This is a genomic window from Colwellia ponticola, from assembly GCF_005885605.1.
Taxonomy (GTDB): domain Bacteria; phylum Pseudomonadota; class Gammaproteobacteria; order Enterobacterales; family Alteromonadaceae; genus Colwellia; species Colwellia ponticola.
The window spans coordinates 154119-172671 of sequence record NZ_SZVP01000003.1 but is presented as its reverse complement, the minus strand read 5'-3'; the positions used below and the strand labels follow the sequence as shown (position 1 = coordinate 172671).

Annotated in this window: 14 protein-coding genes and 1 riboswitch; of the genes, 8 read left to right on the top strand and 6 right to left on the bottom strand. The window is 38.5% G+C overall.

Annotation, left to right across the window (positions count from 1 at the left end):
- Positions 1-170: 170 nt before the first annotated feature.
- Entirely contained in the window at positions 171-980 is an 810-nt protein-coding gene (gene gloB, locus FCS21_RS05475; protein WP_138621228.1) for a hydroxyacylglutathione hydrolase, read from the bottom strand.
- 195 nt (positions 981-1175) lie between these two features.
- On the opposite strand from gloB, the gene FCS21_RS05470 reads away from it, so the two are divergent.
- Both FCS21_RS05470 and FCS21_RS05465 read left to right on the top strand, forming a co-directional pair.
- Entirely contained in the window at positions 1176-1937 is a 762-nt protein-coding gene (locus tag FCS21_RS05470; protein ID WP_138621226.1) for a class I SAM-dependent methyltransferase, read from the top strand.
- 57 nt (positions 1938-1994) lie between these two features.
- Positions 1995-2753, top strand: coding sequence for a Nif3-like dinuclear metal center hexameric protein (locus FCS21_RS05465; RefSeq protein WP_138621224.1), 759 nt, complete (start codon positions 1995-1997; stop codon positions 2751-2753).
- An 80-nt stretch (positions 2754-2833) separates the two neighbouring features.
- Here the strand turns inward: FCS21_RS05465 and FCS21_RS05460 are convergent, their stop codons facing one another.
- On the bottom strand, positions 2834-3556 hold the full coding sequence (locus FCS21_RS05460; RefSeq protein WP_246047036.1) for an ElyC/SanA/YdcF family protein: 723 nt from the start codon (positions 3554-3556) through the stop codon (positions 2834-2836).
- A 237-nt stretch (positions 3557-3793) separates the two neighbouring features.
- Positions 3794-4029, top strand: a riboswitch (Lysine riboswitch).
- A gap of 138 nt (positions 4030-4167) precedes the next feature.
- On the opposite strand from FCS21_RS05460, the gene lysC reads away from it, so the two are divergent.
- Positions 4168-5571, top strand: coding sequence for a lysine-sensitive aspartokinase 3 (lysC, locus tag FCS21_RS05455; RefSeq protein ID WP_138621220.1), 1404 nt, complete (start codon positions 4168-4170; stop codon positions 5569-5571).
- 215 nt (positions 5572-5786) lie between these two features.
- On the opposite strand, the gene FCS21_RS05450 is transcribed toward lysC, so the two are convergent.
- Positions 5787-6272: a glutathione peroxidase gene (locus tag FCS21_RS05450; RefSeq protein ID WP_138621218.1), complete on the bottom strand. Its 486-nt coding sequence runs from the start codon at positions 6270-6272 to the stop codon at positions 5787-5789.
- Between the two features lie 305 nt (positions 6273-6577).
- On the opposite strand from FCS21_RS05450, the gene FCS21_RS05445 reads away from it, so the two are divergent.
- Positions 6578-7441, top strand: coding sequence for an NAD(P)-dependent oxidoreductase (locus FCS21_RS05445; protein WP_138621217.1), 864 nt, complete (start codon positions 6578-6580; stop codon positions 7439-7441).
- A gap of 177 nt (positions 7442-7618) precedes the next feature.
- Here FCS21_RS05445 and FCS21_RS05440 read toward each other — a convergent pair whose 3' ends face one another.
- A complete protein-coding gene (locus FCS21_RS05440; protein WP_138621215.1) occupies positions 7619-9067 on the bottom strand; it encodes an SLC13 family permease in 1449 nt (482 codons plus the stop codon).
- Positions 9068-9675: 608 nt separating this feature from the next.
- Between FCS21_RS05440 and FCS21_RS05435 the strand changes: the two genes are divergently transcribed.
- From FCS21_RS05435 to FCS21_RS05425, 3 genes are all read left to right on the top strand, one after another.
- The gene (locus FCS21_RS05435) at positions 9676-10740 is read left to right on the top strand and encodes a porin (protein WP_138621213.1); all 1065 of its coding nucleotides are present in this window, start codon (positions 9676-9678) and stop codon (positions 10738-10740) included.
- Positions 10741-10988: 248 nt separating this feature from the next.
- Positions 10989-12884 (top strand): sensor histidine kinase, encoded by a 1896-nt coding sequence (locus FCS21_RS05430; RefSeq protein ID WP_138621211.1) that lies wholly within the window; start codon positions 10989-10991, stop codon positions 12882-12884.
- Entirely contained in the window at positions 12874-14235 is a 1362-nt protein-coding gene (locus FCS21_RS05425) for a sigma-54-dependent transcriptional regulator (RefSeq protein WP_138621209.1), read from the top strand. Before FCS21_RS05430 ends, FCS21_RS05425 begins: the two co-directional genes overlap by 11 nt.
- Before the next feature lie 373 nt (positions 14236-14608).
- Here the strand turns inward: FCS21_RS05425 and sbcB are convergent, their stop codons facing one another.
- The gene (sbcB, locus tag FCS21_RS05420; protein WP_138621207.1) at positions 14609-16081 is read right to left on the bottom strand and encodes an exodeoxyribonuclease I; all 1473 of its coding nucleotides are present in this window, start codon (positions 16079-16081) and stop codon (positions 14609-14611) included.
- A gap of 553 nt (positions 16082-16634) precedes the next feature.
- Here sbcB and FCS21_RS17110 point away from each other — a divergent pair.
- Entirely contained in the window at positions 16635-17939 is a 1305-nt protein-coding gene (locus tag FCS21_RS17110) for a PAS domain-containing methyl-accepting chemotaxis protein (RefSeq protein ID WP_138621205.1), read from the top strand.
- A 159-nt stretch (positions 17940-18098) separates the two neighbouring features.
- On the opposite strand, the gene FCS21_RS05410 is transcribed toward FCS21_RS17110, so the two are convergent.
- The gene (locus tag FCS21_RS05410; RefSeq protein WP_138621203.1) at positions 18099-18476 is read right to left on the bottom strand and encodes a carboxymuconolactone decarboxylase family protein; all 378 of its coding nucleotides are present in this window, start codon (positions 18474-18476) and stop codon (positions 18099-18101) included.
- Positions 18477-18553 lie beyond the last annotated feature (77 nt).

Below are 18553 nucleotides of genomic sequence, written 5' to 3'. Positions count from 1 at the left end.
TTTAAAATGCGGGTGAAACAGCAGTAAAAATACGATTAATACGTTCAGAGGCATGTCTGTACCTCATTTTAGCGTCTTAGCTAGGGTTAACTTATGTGGCTCAATATTCCCCCCTTAAGAGCAGAGGTTCTAATCATTGAGCCGATAATTTACTGAACATGGCTTCAAGCTTAAAAGTTATCTTTCCATGCTCTAATAACGCTAAAAACATCGCTGTCTGATGTTAATGTTTGCTTAATGTGCTGCTCTGCAGCGAGTTTTATTGGTTGTAGGTGACAGCGTAGAAACGGATTTATGGTTAACTCACGGGCTATATTGCTTGGGATTGTAGCTTGGCCATTTGCGCGTAACCTATTTACCTGGGTTATATAGTGGTGCAGTTCGCTATTATTAGGCTCAACGGCTAAAGCAAAGGCTAGGTTTGCTTGAGTATATTCATGCGCGCAGTAAATCAACGTATCGGTAGCTAAATTGGCTAATTTTGTCAGAGATTGATGCATTTGCTCAGGCGTTCCTTCAAATAGTCGGCCACAACCACCTGAAAACAAAGTGTCACCACAAAAAAGTAGCTCTTCATTATAATAGGCAATATGGCCTTTAGTATGACCTGGTAAATCAAGTACACTCAACTGACAATTAAGTGACGTTAAGTCAACGGTATCATTTTCTGTTAGTGCTACATCAAGCTGAGCAATATTTTCGTTAGCAGGGCCGTAAACCGTGACCGGCCAAGCTTGAGCTTTTGCAAATTCAAGCAGTTTGCTAACGCCACCTACATGATCATTGTGATGATGAGTAATCAATATAGCCGTTAAAACAAGGTGATGCTGTTGTAAGTAATCTATGCATACTAAAGCATCTCCGGGGTCAACCAATGCTATCTTATTGTTTTTATTTTCAGAGGCTTGGTCAGCAATAGCCCAAATATAATTATCGTTAAATGCTTTAATTGCGCTAACCATAGCGTGTGCTTTTGTCATATTATATTTTACCTATCGTTTGTGTTCGTTATATTTTGCTTTTGTTAGTGATATTGAATCAGTTGTATTATGGTACATTAACCCTAGTTTTCTATCTAACGATAATTTGCTATAAATTGTCTATTGTACTCAACATAACTAGCCATCAGTAGGCATAATGATTTATGCAAAACTATACACCTAGAAGAAGTGTTTATGAAACCACCATTAACCTTGCAACAACCACATTATCCTAAATCATGGCAAGCATTACCTAACGGTGACGTCATTAAAACGGCAATAGAGCAAGAGCTTGCACCTTGGTGGCAAAAATTTTTTGGTTACCACCTAGTTAAGCTTGGCGCGTTAAGTAGTGAAGTTGACATACCAGACTGTACTATTAAGCATCAAATCAATATTAGTAGTAAAAGTGACTTGACGAATATAGAAGCTAATATTGACCATTTACCACTACAAAAACATAGTGTTGATGTTTGCCTATTAAGTCACACTTTGGAGTTTGCACTTGACCCGCACCATGTTGTTCGCGAAGCTAACAGAGTATTGATCCCTAATGGTTATTTAGTTATAACGGGCTTTAATCCGCTAAGCTTAGTCGGGGTAAATCGCTTATTACCATACCGACGTAATAAAACGCCTTGGAATGAGCACTTTTTCTCGCCGATGCGAGTCAAAGATTGGTTGCACTTAATGGGTTATGAAATTTTAGCCGATCAACGCTGCTTGCATAGCTGCTTAACCGGTAAATTAACGACGGAAAGCTTACAACAAAAATGGCATCGTTTTGCTAAACGTTACTTTCCTTCACTAGGTTCTGTTTATGTCATTGTTGCTAAAAAACGAGTATTACCCTTAACGCCAATTAAGCCTAAATGGCAGATACAGTCTGCTTTTCAACCGGTGAAGGTTGCCAGTATGAACACCCCTAAAAATCAGCCTAAAGTAACAAAAAGATAGCTAATAGTAGCTAGCCTTAACTATCCATCATCAACGATAATAAAAAGTACCCCACTTATGAGAAGTAACGAGTTAGAACAGTATTTAACTGAATTGTTAAAGCCAGGGCAAATAAAAGATTTCACCCCTAATGGTTTACAAATTCAAGGATGTGAACACATTTGTAAAGTAGTCACTGGGGTTACTGCCTCCAAAGCATTAATTGATCGGGCGATCGCTGAACAAGCGGATGCCATATTAGTGCACCATGGTTATTTTTGGAAAAATGAATCTTACGTTATTCGCGGTATGAAGCATGATCGTATTAAAGCACTTTTAGTGAATGACATTAACTTATTTGCTTATCATTTACCGTTAGATATTCATCCTACGCTTGGTAATAATGCCCAACTTGCCAAGCTATTTGCTATTAGTGATGTTGCGCCTTTGGAGCTAGCTAACCCGTTAAGCGTTGCAATGCAGGGAAGCTTGCATGAACCTTGTACAGGTGAAAAATTCGCCGAGCTTATCAATACCACGCTTGATCGAACATGCTTACACATAGCGCCAGCGAGTAATAAACCAATAAAAACCATTGCTTGGTGCTCAGGTGGCGGACAAGGTTATATTGAGCTTGCCGCAGAGCAGGGCATAGACGCCTTTTTAACGGGTGAAGTCTCTGAGCAAACGACTCATATTGCGCATGAAATGGATATTCATTTTTTTGCCGCTGGTCACCATGCTACAGAGCGCTATGGTATCAAAGCGTTAGGTGAGCATTTAGCTAAAGAGCACGGTCTTGAAGTACTCTTTGTCGATATTGATAACCCTGTGTAGCTTTACAATCTATGTTGAATATATATTGAATAGTCAATATATATTCAACACCAATTCATTAACGACTAGTTCATTAGTAGCTAGTTAAGAATTGACTTAAACCATTGTACTATCAAGCCGATACTCTCATACCAGGCAATGCTACTTTGCTGTAAATTTTCACTACTGGGCATATAATATGCCCAGTTCTTCATGCCATCAGGATTTTTTACCCAATACCCGGTCGGCGCTGCAATAGGGTAGATGCCCTGCGCCTGAAAATAATTCATTGACCTAGGCATATGATCAGCATTGGTGACAAGTATTACTTGCGTGCCTTGTACTCGCGGAGCAATCAGCTGTGCTTCTTCTTCTGTATCTTTAGGAAAATTTTCAGTGATAATTTTTTGTGCGGGTACGCCTAAAAGCACCAATGACTGTTTTACGGTTTCCGCATTAGACACCGAGTTACTGCCACCATAACCTGAAGTAATTATTCTTGCTTCAGGGTGTAACTGGTAAATACGCAATGCTTCCACCATACGTTGTAATGAGCAATTAGCTAATTGACTGGTCACTGGTAATTTTGTATTAGCACTGTGATTACAACCTAGCACGACAATATAATCGATAGCCAAATTTTCTTTAACATAAGGAGGGTAATCATTTTCAATAGCGGTCATCATGGTATCTGAAAATGGCGCGAAGGCACTGAGTAATAAAATAAGCAGTGCAGCCGATAAACTTTTAAGACTTTTTTTCGGTTTTTTACGGTGAAAAATAAGCGCAAAAATGAGCAATAACAGTACTATATTGATAGGCATGATCAAAACAGTTATTATTTTTTTTAGGAGAAATAAATCCATATGGTTCAGCTAAGTTACCTACATCGTTAAGATTTATTTACTATAACAATTATTACGGTAAAGTGCTTGTGCAAAAATTAATTTTAAATCAGTGACTAAAAGCCTATTGCAATGGTGTATAAAATCGGGTCTAATAATCCGGCTTTATTCTTTAACGCTATGTTAGTACATTACTCTATATAGCTTACATAATAAGGCACCAGAAGAGGCGCGAAGCTTAGGTAAAAAACGACAGGAACCACATTCCTATGACCGTTTTTGAGGGAAGTTATCGCCGAGGGTATTTAACTGTGGACTTAAATACCCGGTCATTAAGGCTGAATCCTTATGACTGTCACCTAACGTATTTGTTAACTTTTGCCTACTTTTTACCTACACAATAGGTATTAATTAAAAAGGTATTAAACAAAAGGTGGAGAGCTTCTGGCTGAGAAATTTTCGTTTATTTACCGCTTATTTTTATAAACAGGTAAATATTACTACTCGTTAATCGCTCAGTCATGCTCTTCCAATAGCTAGTTTACTTAATACCCAATGTAGTAAGCAGCTTATTTTTATGGGAGAAATTTGTGAATTCAGTTCAATTATCATCTACAACCGCAGCACCAAAATCATTACCTTCATTAACCGTAGCTAAATTTGGCGGCACCAGTGTTGCCGATTTTGAAGCAATGTTACGGTGCGCTCATATTATTAAAAACGACACACGTAACCGTTTAATCGTCGTTTCTGCTAGTGCTGGCGTCACTAACTATTTAGTACGCTTAAGCCAAGAAAATATCTCAGTAAATGAGCAGAAAGATATTATAGATAATATCCGAGCTATTCAATTTAACATCACCCAGCATTTTTCTAGTGATATTGAAGCTAGTCTCAATACAGAAATAAATCGCTTACTTGATGAATTAACACAACACGCGTTAACCCAATCATTACAACACAGTGCTAAAAACAGTGATGCAATTCTTGCTTATGGTGAGCAATGTAGTTCGCGTATTTTCGCCCAAGTTTTACAGTCTATTGATGTTGCGGGTGAGTATTTCAATGTGCAACAAGTGATGAAAACCAATAGCACCTATGGTAAAGCTATCGTAGACCTTAACCTATTAAAAAGTCATTGTGCCCAATTACTTGCGCCTAAACTTGTTAATAAAGTAATTGTTACACAAGGCTTTATTGGTCAAGACGGCGAGGGTAATACCACTACCTTAGGTCGAGGCGGCTCTGATTATTCAGCGGCGTTGTTAACTGAAGCGTTACAGGGCGATAACTTATCTATTTGGACTGATGTGGTGGGCATTTTCACTACCGACCCACGTATTACCGATCAAGCACGCGCGATTAAAGAAATTAGTTTTGGCGAAGCCGCTGAAATGGCTACTTTTGGCGCTAAAATATTACACCCGGCAACGTTAATCCCTGCAATGCGTTGCAATATCCCTGTTTTTGTTGGTTCAAGTAAAGAGCCTGAAAAAGGTGGTACACAAATCAAGAAAAAAGTTGACTCAACTCCAACCTATCGCTCAATTGCCTTAAGACGAGAGCAAACCTTAGTCACAGTAAAAAGTCCTGCTATGCTCCATGCCAGTGGCTTTTTAGCAAAAGTTTTTGGTGTATTAGCTAAATACGAATTAAGTGTTGATTTAGTGACCACTAGTGAGATCAGTGTTGCCTTAACGTTTGATAACCCGAGTGGCTCAACACAATCGTTAATTACCAATACAGTCGTTGCTGAATTAGAGCAACTGTGTGAAGTGAGTGTTGAAAATGGCTTGTCATTAGTGGCGGTTATTGGCAATGGTTTAACCGGCGCTAAAGGTATTGGTCAAAACATTTTTGAAGCCATTAACGATATTAATATCCGTATGATCTGTCATGGCGCTAGTGCTAACAACCTGTGCTTTTTAGTCGCAGAAAACGACGCTAACTTTGTGGTTGAGAAGCTACATAAAACCTTGTTTGCAAAGATATAAGATCTACAACACAAAACAAACAAAGAACAAAAGTAGTGTGACGGCCTAAAGGTGCGACCTACACAAAAGGTATGCTAACTGCTTTGGCTAAGCCGGGTTTGTTAGCTCGGGTTTGAGTAGGTCGGGGTTTACCCCGTCAAAAAATATCAGCCATCTGATTAGCTTGACGGCCTAAAGGCCGACCTACACAAGAACTATGCAAAAAGCATTGACCTTTAATTACTTAACAACTTTTCAATATCAGCGGTTATCGCTGCTGGTTTAGTACTGGGTGCATAGCGCTTTACCACGCTTCCTTGGCGATTAACTAAAAATTTAGTGAAGTTCCATTTAATTGATTTAGAGCCGAGAATTCCAGGTGCTTGTTGTTTTAAATAGTTAAATAAAGGTTCGGCATTATCACCATTAACATCAATTTTATTAAACAACGGAAATTTTATCTTGAAGTGTAAATCGCAAAACTGCTGGATCTCTTCATTACTTCCCGTCTCTTGTTGCTTAAATTGATTACACGGAAAAGCTAACACTTCAAAGCCTTTTTCTTGAAAGCTATCGTATAGGTTTTGTAATCCTTGATACTGAGGAGTAAAGCCACACTGACTTGCTGTATTGACGATAAGTATAACTTTATCGGCATATTGACTTAGCTCAATAGTTTCCTGCTTATTGTTCTTTACTGAAAATTGATAAATATTACTCATCTTGACTATTCCCAAAGTGAATTAAAAAATTATACCAGTTTCATTAATTAGGTGATCTATTTTATACGTAGGAAAAACAGTCAAATATAAGACATTTATTTTAATAACTAGTTATTCTAATTATAAAATAAATAACGCAGTAGTTGGTTGTTTTAACCAGTAGAAATGTTCACATAGTTAGTGAGATTGGTATTAATCACGCATTGTGTCAATTATCACATAATTAATGAGATTGTTATAAACTACTGACCTTATATTAAATTATTAAATGAATTAATTAACTAATTCATAAGTAAAGGTGAAATATGAAAGTAGCATTTATTGGTTTGGGTGTAATGGGTTATCCCATGGCAGGTCATTTAAAAACCGCTGGGCATCAAGTCTGTGTTTATAACCGCAATCACGATAAAGCCTTAGCTTGGCAGCAAGAATTTGCCGGTGAAGTCGCTAGCACACCGGCTTTAGCTGCAAAAAATTGTGATATTGTTTTTGCTTGTGTCGGCAATGATGATGACGTTAGGCAAATTGCTTTAGGCGCGCAAGGCGTTTTTGCAGGTTTACCTAAAGGTAGTATTTTTGTTGATCATACCACCGCATCAGCAGAGCTTGCCGTTGAACTGGGTACAATAGCGCATAACAATGGACAATACTTTTTAGATGCCCCTGTCTCGGGTGGCCAAGCTGGTGCGATAAATGGCGTGCTTACGGTTATGGTAGGGGGTGATGAAGCGGTTTTTGATAAAGCTGAACCCGTTATGGCTGCCTTTGCCCGTTTTAGTCAACTTATGGGGCCAGTTGGCTCGGGTCAGTTAGCTAAAATGGTTAATCAAATATGTTTTGTCAATACCGTACAAGGTTTAGCGGAAGGATTAAATTTTGCCCAAAAAGCAGGGCTAGATACGGATAAGTTACTTGATACTCTTGGTAAAGGCGCTGCCGGCTCTTGGCAAATGGACAATCGCGGCAAAACGATGTGTGCGCGAGAGTTTGATTTTGGCTTTGCTGTTGACTGGGTAAGAAAAGACTTAGCTATTGCCTTTAAAGAAGCAGATAAACTCGGTGCTGATTTAACGGTAACTAAACAGCTAGATGGTTATTATCAAGAAATACAAGAAAAGGGTGGAGAACGCTGGGATACCTCAAGTCTGATCACTCGCTTTAAAAAATAACGCTCAGCTAAATATTGAACATTGACTTAAGGCGTCACCTTAAGTCAATGGTGTATTTTGCTACAAAAACGCCAGACTATAAGCCTGGCGTTTTTGTATGCTTTTCTAATTAACTTATATCTAAGGTAATCTCTCAAGCAATGCTTTAAGGCAATAGCCAGAGCTATTGACCTTATCTTACAAATTAAATACTAACGGTACACTAGTAAACATCAATAATACTATGATGAAAATCGAAGCAATATTGAGCCAAAATCCAGCTTTAGCCATATCGGCAATACGTAACTCTCCAGAGCTAAATACAATCGCATTAGGCGGCGTTGCTACCGGCATCATAAAGGCACAACTTGCTGCTAATGCCGCAGGTATAACTAGCATCATAGGACCATCAGTCAATGTTACCGCTATTGGACCAAGTAAAGGTAAAAAGCTTGCAGCTGTGGCGGTATTACTGGTCACTTCAGTTAAAAACAATATAGTCACAGTAACTACTAAAACAGCACCAATAATAGGAATGTTTGACGTTGCTTCAAGCTGAGTCGCTATGTAACCTGCAAGTCCTGAGGTTTTGATCAAGCCGGCTAAAGCTAAACCACCACCAAATAGTAACAATACGCCCCAAGGTAATTTCTTCGTATCATCCCAAGATAAAATACGAATATCTTTTTTACTATCAACAGGTACCACAAATAGCATTAAACCAACGAACATAGCAATACCCGTATCAGTAATTGCTAACCCCGTTGCTTTGCTGATTAATGGTCTGAAAATCCAACTCAATGCAGCAAAAGCAAAGAAAAACAATACCAGCTTTTCACCCTTAGTCATTTTGCCTAATTCTTTAAGTTTTTCTTTGAACATGCTGTTGGTATCTACACGCTCACCTTCATTAACTTGGTAGCAAAATTTGGTCAGAATAAACCAGCACAGTACTAATAATATTGTTGATAATGGGACACCAACCATCATCCACTGAGCAAAACCAATGTTAATATTGTAACTATCAGCTAAATAAGCCGCCATTAACGCATTAGGTGGTGTACCAATGAGTGTTGCTAAACCACCAATACTGGCAGAAAAGGCAATGGCTAGTAACATAGGTTTGGAGAAGTTTTCAGCGTTCCCAATATGTTTTTGTTTAACCATCTCGATAATGGATAAAGCGATAGGTAGCATCATAACGGCGGTTGCCGTATTAGACATCCACATAGATAAAAACGCAGTCACTAGCATTAAGCCACCAATTTGATGGCTAGGTTTAGTGCTTGTTAACGACATTGCTTTTAGCGCTATGCGTTTATGTAAATTCCATCGCTCCATGGCAATAGAGATAAAAAAACCACCAAGGAATAGAAAAATTAATGGATGGGCGTAAGACGAGGTTGTTGCCTTGATAGGGGCGATACCAACAATAGGGGCTACAATTAACGGTAAAAAAGCCGTTACTGCCACGGGTGTTGCTTCAGATATCCACCAAGTAGCCATCCATAATGCTAAGCCTAGGGTGTACCATGCCTGGGTTGACATGCCTTCAAAAGGTACAGGGGTTAATAAGGTGATCAGCATAAACACTGGACCTAATAGTAGCATACCCAACGGCGTTGCTTTATTTTGAATCTCTGTCATAAGTTTACTCACAATGTTATTTATTATAATAGTGCTGCTCGGTGTTAAGCAAAAAAGCTGCCAAAATTTCATCTACTTGTTAATAAAGGTTTTTATTTTTTTTACCCGTATATACTCACGATTAAAAACACCTTAACCACCCAAAAAAAGAGCCATATGTGTGGGAAACCGCCACTTACTATTGCTGATAATAGACTAAAGCCCAGTCAAGGTGAGCGCTGTTAGTTAAGCGTTATTCTATGTTGTTAAGTTTTTTATTTTTTCCCGATCCTTTTTATGTCTTACTGACCCGTTGCTTTTATTATGGGGGGAATTGTAGCTACGCCAATCATCATTATGGGTGGTTTTCCCCTAAATGGTTTGGTTGAAAAGACACCACCAACTGTAACATATTGTTACTTAAGGACTTATTATATATGACAACTTTGTTAATAGTGGCGTGAACATTGCGATAACAAGTTGTTAATGTAATTAATTATCTGCTATCGGCTATTTGATATAAAACAAGTAACTGACCCAAATGGCTCACTTTACCTGTGGGTGCTTCTGTAGATATTAAGCTAGCTTGGTTATAAAAATAATAAGGTCTCAACATAAAAGGGAAATATATGAAATGTGTTCAAATGATTAAGATAAGTAAAGTAAAAAAAACACTGGTGGCGAATGCATTACTAGTGGCTTGTGTCAGTGCAAGCGCAAGTGTTAATGCGAGCGAAGTTGACAGCTCTTTTTATGGTTCACTGCGCTTAGGTGCTGACTATGTTGATAGCGGTACTTCTGATGATGCCGCCAATGGTAGAGACTTTTTAAGTCGTGTTGGCGTTAAAGCCGAGGTTAAACTTGCCGATGGCTTAACTGGTATCGGTAAAGTTGAATATGGTTTACGTGGTGACGATAACGTTAACTTTAAGCAAAATGATAAACCAGGTATGCGTGAAGTTTACGTAGGGCTAAAAGGTAAATTTGGTACACTTACCTATGGTTCACAAACCATTTTATGGCATCAATATGTTCGAGGTGCTTACTTTTCAGATGGCTTAGACTCGTTACGCCAAGGCGCTATTCGTGATGATGATATGCTGCAATGGCAAAAGTCGTTCAATCAGTGGAAATTCGGCGCAGCGATACAAACCGAAGGGCAAGATGGCGACTCTATTGACCAATACCAACTAGCGGCCCAGTATCATAACGACAAGTGGAAACTTCAAGCGGCATTAGCGGCTGATCAACAAGGTGAAAACACCGGTAATTTATACGGTATGCGTGCTTGGTACAAAATTAATGAACAATATACCGTGTCGGCATTTTATCAATTAGCGGAAGATGATTTTGACATTTATTTGGGTAACTCTTCAGGCAATGTGAAATTAGACCCCGTCAACGGTATTAAACAGCCGGGTGGTGTAACTGCCTGTGCTGGTGAAGAGCGTTCAACCACGGGTATTTATGGTAAATGGCGTCAAGACAAAAACCAAATACACGCACGCTATGCGGTAAACGCTTGTGATATAAAAGGCGACGTTAGCTCGATTAAAGTCGAGTACATTCGCCATCTTTCAAGTAAATTTCAAGTGTGGGCATCATTTGAGCAGCTAGATAGTGATACTACCCGTTTACCGTCAACGGGTGAAGATATGTCTGAAATGCAAATTGGTGCAAGATTTGATTTCTAATAACGATGACCGAGTATAAGTATATTTATTAGACATACTGATAGGTCTCGCTATAACGATAGAGGGGGGGCGGATTTTTCGACACCGCCTTTGCTATAACACAATGTTATAGCACAATGTTATAGCACAACCCATCAAGGTAAAAAGCTGATATTATAAACTAACTAGAATAGGGTCTTTTGACCCTATTCTCTATTAGCATTAGCTGTCGTTAAGATAATTGTGATTTATTCACGAGGTGATTTTTTTTGTTCTATATAAATAAGTTAAAACGTCAAAACTATATAGTATCTACTTTGCTCGTTGTTGGCTTGTTATTAACTATCGAGTTCACCCAGCGAATAGGGATGAATAATGCCTATCAACACATGCATCAACAATCTAGCCAGCAGCTATCTAACTTAGTTGGCTATATCGAAAATATCCTCACACGTTTTGATAAAATTCCTGAAGTATTATCAAAAGATCCGCTGTTAATCCAAGTGCTCAGATCACCGAGCGATGAGAGCAAGGTAAATCGACTTAACAAGTTATTAGCGGATTTACGCATTATGACCCAGGCTTCAGATATATACCTAATTGATAAAGAAGGTATTACGCTTGCCGCTAGTAACTGGCAAATGCCTCTGTCGTTTGTTGGTATGAATTTCGCCTTTAGACCTTATTTTCAAGAAGCTTTACAAGGCAAACTGTCACATTATTATGCTATTGGTTTAATCAGTGATAAGCGCGGTTTCTATTATGCTTACCCGGTGATTGACAATAATATTACCCTGGGTGTTATCGCCATAAAAATAAGTATTACCGACATTGAAGAGCAGTACAAAGAAACCGTATTAAATGATAGTTTTAATTTTTTAATTACCGCACCTGATGACGTTATTTTCATTTCTGATCGACCCGAGTGGCGTTTAAAAACCATTGGCGATATATCTACTATGAAACAAGGTAAGTTAATCGCAGGAGAGCGCTATGTTGATAATCAAATTTCATCACTCAATATTGTGAGGAGTACCAGTAGTTACTTTCCCAAAAAATTGAGTAGTCAATTATTAGAAATCAAGACTATTGAAGAGACAGACCAGGGCACAGCTCAAAGTACTGAACAAGTGTTTGCGCTAAAAAAATTGATGAAAAATGCTAATTGGCACGTTCACTTATGGCGCTCTACCGACGAAATTAAGCACCAGCAGATCATGCTAATCACCGTAAGTGCTATTGGTTATCTACTTATTATGTTTTTAGTGTTATTTACTAATGAACGCCTTAAAAATGCTCGTCGGTTAAAAGAATCGCAGCAGTTGTTAGAAAATAAGGTACAAGAGCGCACTGCTGATTTAAGTGCAACCAATGTTAAATTACATGAAGAAATAGCTCAACGCCAACAAGCGCAAACACAAATGCATGAAATGCAAGAAGAGTTGATTCAATCAGAAAAATTGGCCGTTATTGGTAGTATGTCGGCGGGTATTAACCATGAAATAAACCAACCATTAGCAGCACTGCGCAGTTATTCACAAAATGCACTGGCTTATCAAGATCGCGGTATGACCGATAAGGTAAAAAATAATCTTACGCTGATTATAGGTTTAGTCGATAGACTAAGCGATATTGTGAGTCAGTTTAATAGCTTCTCTAAAAAAAGTACTGGTATTGCCACGCCAGTGAATGTTAATAACAGCATTATGGCGGCAATGAGCATTGTAAAACATCAAGCTAAAGCAGAAAAAGTGACCTTAACGAATACCTCTTCTTTAGTGCCATTATCTATCTTGGGTGATGGTGTGCGTTTTGAACAAGTACTGGTTAACTTATTAAGTAATGCCATCCATGCGTTGAGTGAGCAAACCGATAAGCAAATAACCATTGCTGTGATTAACGCTAACCCGCGGGTTATTATTGAAATACGTGATAATGGTCCAGGAATTTTAGCGGATAATATTGACCGCGTATTTGAAGCTTTTTTTACCACCAAAGACAATTTTGGTTTGGGCTTAGGCTTGTCTATTTCACACCGTATTATTGAGTCAATGCAAGGACAACTTAACGTCAGTAATCACCCTGATGGTGGCGCTGTTTTTACTATTAACTTACCCGTAATTGGTATAAGTAAAGGATCAAGTAAGGAAAATCATGGAAATTAAACAATTGGGCGTTGTTTTTGTTATTGATGATGAAGAGCATATACGTAGCGCTATTGAGCAAACCTTTGAACTACAAGGCTTTGAAGTACATACCTTTTCACAAGCTGATAAGCTACTTAACCAATTATCAACTACTTGGCCGGGCGTGGTGATTAGTGACATTAATATGCCTAAAGTAGATGGGCATCAGTTGATGAAAAAAATTAAAACCATTGATGCTGATATCCCTACTATATTACTGACCGGCTTTGGTGATATTTCTATGGCGGTAAAGTCGATACGCAATGGTGCTTATGACTTTATTGAAAAGCCCTTTAATAATGATGATTTGGTCGACACGGTAAAAAGAGCACTCGATAAGCGCGGCCTAGTGCTTGAAAATAGAGCATTAAAAAAAGAGATTGAAACACATGGTTTGCCTGGACCTAGAATATTGGGTAACTCAGCAAGTATTGTTCAAATGCGTAGAATATTAAATCAAGTGATGGATGCACCTGCAGATATCATGATTGATGGTGAAACGGGTACCGGTAAAGAACTCGTCGCGCGTTATTTACACGATCATAGTGTGCGTCGTGAAAGTAACTTTGTTGCGCTTAACTGTGGTGCTATTCCTGAAAACATTATTGAAAGTGAACTCTTTGGTGCTGAACAAGGCGCTTATACCGGGGCAGATAAAAAACGTATTGGTAAATTTGAATATGCTAACGGCGGCACTTTATTTCTTGATGAAATAGAGAGTACGCCAATGGCATTACAAATTAAATTATTAAGGGTACTAGAAGAGCGAAAAGTAGTACGTTTAGGGGCGAATGAAGGCATAGCACTGGATGTTAGAGTGATTGCCGCGACTAAAGTTGATTTGTTAGAGCTGTGTGAACAAGGCTTGTTTCGTGAAGATTTGTATTATCGTTTAAATTTAGTGAAAGTAGATATTCCGCCCTTAAGAAAGCGTATTGAAGATGTTCCTTTACTGTTTTTACATTTTGCTCGTATCGCTTCTGCGCGTTATAAAAAAGAATTAATTCCACTTTCACCAGAGCACAAAGCACAGCTATTAAGTCATGATTGGCCAGGTAATGTTAGAGAATTACGCAACTTAGCCGAGCGTTATATTTTATTGGGTGAAGCTGCGGCTTTTAACCTGAAAAAAAATGCCAACGAGAACGTTATGCAAACCTGCATGGGACTCACTAAACGTGTTGAGTTCTTTGAAAAGTTTCTGATTGAAGAAGCGCTGGCCAATAACGAAGGCTGTATTAAAGACACCATGGAAGAGCTTAGCTTAGCGAGAAAAACGCTGTATGATAAAATGAAAAAATACCAGCTAGAGCGTAAAAGCTATCAATAACCCCGACTAGGCCAATACGGGGATGACGACTGATATGCTTAGATAACACACATGGTTTTTTTGTAGGTTGGCCTTCAGGCCATCACGGTAATATTAATTTTTTAATCATTCCCGAATGATTTTCAATATTTTTTGACGGGCTAAAGCCCGACCTACAAATACCAAAACCGCCTACACTGTTTGTGTAGGTTGGTCTTTAGGCCATCACGGTAATATTAATTTTTTAATCATTCTCGAATGATTTTCAATATTTTTTGACGGGCTAAAGCCCGACCTACAAATACCAAAACCGCCTACACTGTTTGTGTAGGTTGGTCTTTAGGCCATCACGGTAATATTATTTTAAAAGGCTTTGTTAATTAGCAATGTATCACTAGCCTTGTAAAAATTCATATAAGGCTTTTAATACTGACATTTTGGCTTTATCGGTTTCATGTTCATGAACCAAGTTTTCAATCGTTATCATAAATTCATCGAGTGATAAAATACCTTTACCGCCATATTGCAGTTTGCTCTGACAATGTTGCTGCCATTTTTGCTGCTCTTGTGTTGATAAGGTGTGTGGGTAGTTTCTAGCGCGATAACGAAACAATAATACCGGTAACCGCTCATCTTGAAATTGAAACGGGTGACTTGCCAATTGCTCTGGTGATAAACCGTGTAAAATTTCCATTTGCGCTTTATCGCTATGGCTAAAAAAGTTGCCGCCGTATAACGCTTGCTCGGCATCAACCTCATCGTTATCAAAATCTGATGTTGCAAACACATCACTGAGCTTATCTCTAAGCTCGGCATGTTGTTTTAATAACGCTAAATTAGCCAAACACTCTTCTCTTGGTATCGCTAAGCGCTCAGCGTTTTCAGGTAATAATGTTTTTGCTGGCGCAATAACCGGACATTTATTAACATGAATAAGTTTCACTGGAATAGGCAATTCATCAGGCGCTAAATCATCGTAACGGGTATATAAACGCGTTTTAATTTCTTCACTGGTTAGCGTTAATAAAGGCGAAATATCACGGGCTAAATCAACACAAATCACCGCATTTTTATTGACTGGATGATAACTAATTGGCGCAAACCAACTAGTACAACCGTGTGCAGATGACACCTTACTCGAGGTGTGTACGATAGGCGTCATCTCGGCGGTATTAATTAACGCCTTAACTTCAAACTTACTTTTTAAATTAAAAATAAACTCATATAGCTTCGGCTGTTTTTCTTTAATTAACTTAGCCATAGCAATAGTGGCATAAACATCACTCATGGCATCATGTGCGGCTTCATGAGCAATACCATTGGCTTTGGTGAGTAACTCTAAGCGAAAACTAACTACTTCTTCACCATCACGCTCAACCGTTGGCCACTCAATACCTTCAGGGCGCAACGCATAACAAGCACGCACCATATCAATAATATCCCAACGACTATTACCATTTTGCCATTCTCGCGCATAAGGGTCGTAAAAGTTGCGATAAAGCAGGTAACGAGTCACTTCATCATCAAAACGAATGCTGTTATAGCCGGCAACACAGGTATTGGGTTGCGTAAATAAAGTATGAATACGCGCGGCAAACTCAGCTTCAGACAACCCCTCACGTTGCGCTTTTTGTGGGGTAATACCGGTGACCAAACACGCCTCAGGGTGGGGTAAATAATCTACCGGCGGCTGGCAATAAAACATTTCAGGCTCGCCAATAATGTTTAAATCGAGATCGGTTCGAATACCGGCAAATTGTGAAGGCTTATCAAACTTAGGTGAAATCCCCCAAGTTTCATAATCGTGCCAGAGAATAGTGGCTTGGTTGTTAATGTTTTGAGGTGTTGTGTTATAGCTATCATTCATTTGTTTTTATTGGCCTATAGCGTTATTCATATTTGTTAAAGAATGAAGATGTTATTTATTAGAGTTTAACTCACTTTGTTACATCGTGGATGTACAGAGTGTATTTGTCTGACAAATACAGTATTAAAAACTTTTACAATAACTTATATGATAAACCTTTATAGATGTTTGATCGAGTCAGCAATTCTCGTTGTTTTCATTGAGCTGAGCAGAACGATGTTCCAGTTATTTTATTAAACCTATTCTTTTGCTTTATTGACTACTTCACCCACTAAATAAATAGCCTCAATGTCATTAGAATGTATAACAATAAAAAAAGTCTGTGTTATTGTTATACTCATGGGGTTTATAATGAATTAAGCGAAAGTAGTTATTGCTGATGAACATACGTTATTTCGTATAGCGTTAAAGCAAGCTATGATCTTATTATGCTAACACCACAAGAAAATGAAAGTTTGTAAGCCTAGTAACTTTATTGCTTACTCACACTTAGAAATATAAATTTTTGTAAAATGTTAGTTATAATAAGAACTTATTGTGTAGGAAGAATAGTATGCTGTTTGGTAAAGGTAAGTATTTAGCTAGAATTGCTGAATTAGAGAACGAATTGGCAATATTTCATGATGTTCAAAAAGATCTTAAAGAAGAAATGGCTTATTTCTCATTAGATCTAAAAGGAACGTTTATTGACGTAAACCCATTGTTTTTAAAAGCATGCGGCTACCTTGAAAGTGAAATACTTGATAAAAATATTCAAGATTTTATTATGCATAAAACATTAAAAAATGATCTTTGTCAGAAAATGCTTACCGCCATAGCGAAAGGACGACACTGGCATGGGGCAATGCAAATTCAAGGTCAGAATAATAAAGAGGTTTGGTTTCGTACTATTATTCAACCCAAGCAAAATCCCTTAACGCTTGCAGTTTATTCTACTGAGTTAACTAATACTATTTCACAATCTCGAAAGCATAAAGAGATGATAGCTGCGCTAACGCGCTCATCGGCGATTATTGAGTTTAGTTTAGACGGCATAATATTAACGGCTAATGAAAACTTTTTAAAAGGGATGAACTACTCTCTTAGTCAAATCATTGGCAAACATCATAGTATTTTTTGTGAGTCTGCTGAAGTGGCCTCTCAAGAGTATCAACTGTTTTGGAATAAACTTAAGGCAGGTGAGTTTGTCTCTGACCGATTCAAACGGGTTGATAGTTACGGTAATATAGTTTGGCTTGAAGCTTCTTATAACCCTATTCATGATGACACAGGTCAACTCTATAAAGTGGCTAAATTTGCCACTATTATTACAGACCAGGTAAATAAAGAGTTAGCTATGGCGAAAACGTCTGATATTGCCCTCAATGTCTCTAAAGAAACAGATAAGGGCACACTCAATGCGATAGAGGTTATTGGGTCAACAATAACTACAATGGCGAAACTTTCAAAAAAAATGGAAGAGGTAAGTAAAGGTATTTTTGAACTATCTACTCAATCACAAAAAGTAGCGCAACTGGTTGAAAGTATTGGCGGCATTGCCGATCAAACTAATTTGTTAGCACTCAATGCCGCGATAGAGGCTGCCCGAGCAGGTGAACAAGGCCGAGGTTTTGCTGTGGTTGCAGATGAGGTTAGACAGCTAGCATCAAGAACAAGTAAAACGACAGAAGAAATTATTAACGTGGTATCAGATAATAAAAAATTAACGAGCGATGCGGTTTTACTGATTGAAGAAAGCATGAAAGAAGTAGAAAAAGCGTTACAACTTTCTAATGAGGCAGGTGAGGCGATGAATGAGATACAAGTTGGCGCTAGAAAAGTAGTCGAGGTTATCGCTCAGTTTAATAAAAATTTATAGCGGCGAGTTTATCGCGGCTATAAGCTCAGACTTAGCAAGTCACATGACAAACCGACCTGGGCTCAATTACCTGACCTGAATCAATTAACCTGAGCTGACACATCGTCATCGGTAGGTCGGCACGAGCGCAGTGAGGCCCGACAGCGTTTAAAAGAGCCGTTATAACACTTCTTTAGCGGCACGAAATGCTTCTTGGGCAGCAGGTGCACCACAATATACCGCGCTGTGCAGTAATACTTCGCGTATCTCTTCTTTCGTTGCACCATTATTTAATGCACCACGAATATGACCTTTAAGCTCTTGTGGTGCTTTAAGTGCAGCAAGCATGGCAATGGTCACTAAGCTACGTGTTTTAAGATCTAAACCAGAGCGTTGCCAAGTAGATCCCCAACCATGCACGTTAATGTAATCTTGCATAGGTTGAGTAAAATCATCAGCATTATCAAGCGCGCGATCAACAAATTCATCACCCATTACTTGACGACGAATCTGCTCACCTGAATTTTTATTGATGTTACTCTCGTTACTTTTTGTCATATTTTACTCTATCAGTGGTGTTGATTGGCACTGCTAAGGTGTTTTAGCAAGTGGCTAGCTGTTTGTTGCTATCGTTA